This window comes from Agromyces sp. P1_H4 (assembly GCF_056405255.1).
Genome location: NZ_JBFUCL010000490.1, coordinates 1 through 1,900, shown reverse-complemented (window position 1 = coordinate 1,900; position 1,900 = coordinate 1). Strand labels below are relative to the sequence as shown.

Sequence of the window (1,900 nt, the reverse complement as noted above, 5' to 3'; positions counted from 1 at the left end):
GTGCTCGTCGAGCGCGAGCGCCACGGCACTCTCGATCGCGGCCGACGACGAGAGGCCCGCGCCGACCGGCACCGAGCTCGCGACGTAGAGGTCGACCCCGCGCACGTGCTCGAGGTCGGCACCCAGCTCCCCGAGCGCCCAGGCGACGCCGAGCGGATACGCCGACCAGCCGCTGATCGCGTCGGGCGCGAGCTCGTCGAGGTGGATCTCGACGGCGTCGGGGGCGAAGCTCGACGCGACGCGAATCACCCGGTCGTCGCGGTCGCCGAGGGCGACGGCCGTGCGCTGGTCGATGGCGAACGGGAAGACGAATCCGTCGTTGTAGTCGGTGTGCTCGCCGATGAGGTTCACGCGTCCGGGAGCGGACCACACGCCGATGGGCCGCCGTCCGTACCATTCGGCGAACCCGTGCATCGCCTCCGTGACCTCGTTCATGCGTCGACCTCGACCTCTCCGATCGCGCGGCGCAGGGCGCCGGCCTGTGACTCGGGCGTGACATCCCCGATCCATGCGCCCATCGCGGCCTCCGAGCCGGCGAGATACTTGAGCTTGTCGGCGGCCCGGCGCGGGCTCGTGAGCTGGAGCATCAGCCGCACCTCGTCGCGTCGCTCGCTGACGGGGGCCTGGTGCCAGGCGGCGATGTAGGGCGTGGGGGTGTCATAGAGCCGGTCGACGCCGCGCAGAAGCGTGAGGTACAGCGACGCGAGCTCATCGCGCTCGGCGAGGGTGGTCGCCGCGAAGTCGGGCACGTGCCGGTGGGGGAGCAGGTGCACCTCGATCGGCCAGCGCGCGGCGAACGGCACGAACGCGGTCCAGTGCTCGCCGCTGAGCAGCACGCGCGGCCCGTTGCGCTCACGCTCGAGGATGTCGGCCATGAGCGTGGGGCCGTAGTCGTCGATCGCGGCGAGCAGGCGTTCGGTGCGCGGCGTGACGTACGGGTAGGCGTAGATCTGGCCGTGCGGATGCGGCAGCGTGACGCCGATCTCACGTCCGCGGTTCTCGAAGGGGAACACCTCTTCCACTCCGGGCAGCGCCGACAGGGCGGCCGTGCGCTGCGCCCACGCCTCGATCACGGTGCGCGCCCGCGAGACGCCGAGCGTGCCGAAGGACCCCTCGTGCTCGGGGCTGAAGCAGACGACCTCGCAGCGCCCGACCGAGGTGAGGGTGCGCTCGAGCCCGACGCTGCGGAGCGAGGCCAGGGCGTCGGCGRCCGGGTCGGCCAGCTCTGGCCCGAACGACGGCGAGCGGTTCTCGAAGACGGCCACGTCGTAGCTGCTCGGGATCTCGGAAGGGTTCGTGGCCGTCTGCGGCGCGAGCGGGTCGGCGTCGGCGGGCGGGAGGAACACGCGGTTCTGGCGAGCCGCGGCGATCGAGATCCACTCGCCGGTGAGCGGGTCCTGTCGCATCTGGGCGGTGGCGGGGCGCGGGTCGAGCGTGCGCGCGTCGACGGCGCGCTCGGGCGGCAGGCTCGTGTCGGCGTCGTCGAAGTAGATGAGCTCGCGGCCGTCGGCGAGCGTCGTGGGCCGCACGGCGATGCGCGGGTCGACGATGGCGTCGGGCCCCGCGGTGGCGTCTGGTTCGGTATCGGGCACGCGCACACCCTACGCGACTTTCGTTTCGYAAACAACCGGGGTTTCGTATTGCAAAGGGTGGTCCCAGCGCGGAGAATGCCGGTATGACGGATGCCGCGACGGCCACGCCCGCGCCCCTCGACGCTCCCCGGCGACGCCAGCTCGCCCTGGGCCTCGTCGCCGAGCGCGGCTTCGTGCGGGTCGCCGAGCTCAGCGCCGCCTTCGGCGTCACGACGGTGACCGCCCGAGCCGACCTGGACGCGCTCGAACGGCAGGGCGCCATCCGCCGCGTGCACGGCGGAGCGGTGCCCGCCTCGTCGGTGCTCGAG

At 72.8% G+C, this 1,900-nt stretch carries 3 protein-coding genes; 1 reads left to right on the top strand and 2 read right to left on the bottom strand.

The annotated features are described in order from the left end of the window. On the bottom strand, positions 1–435 hold a 435-nt coding region (locus AC1DY2_RS19235), incomplete at its 3' end, for a galactokinase (RefSeq protein ID WP_476763869.1). Beyond that, positions 432–1,592 carry a galactose-1-phosphate uridylyltransferase gene (gene galT / locus AC1DY2_RS19230; RefSeq protein ID WP_476763868.1) on the bottom strand — a complete coding sequence of 387 codons (1,161 nt, stop codon included), beginning with the start codon at positions 1,590–1,592 and terminating at the stop codon, positions 432–434. The genes galT and AC1DY2_RS19235, both read right to left, overlap by 4 nt. 83 nt (positions 1,593–1,675) lie before the next feature. Here galT and AC1DY2_RS19225 point away from each other — a divergent pair. Beyond that, the coding region (locus AC1DY2_RS19225; RefSeq protein WP_476763867.1) for a DeoR family transcriptional regulator at positions 1,676–1,900 on the top strand (225 nt) is incomplete at its 3' end.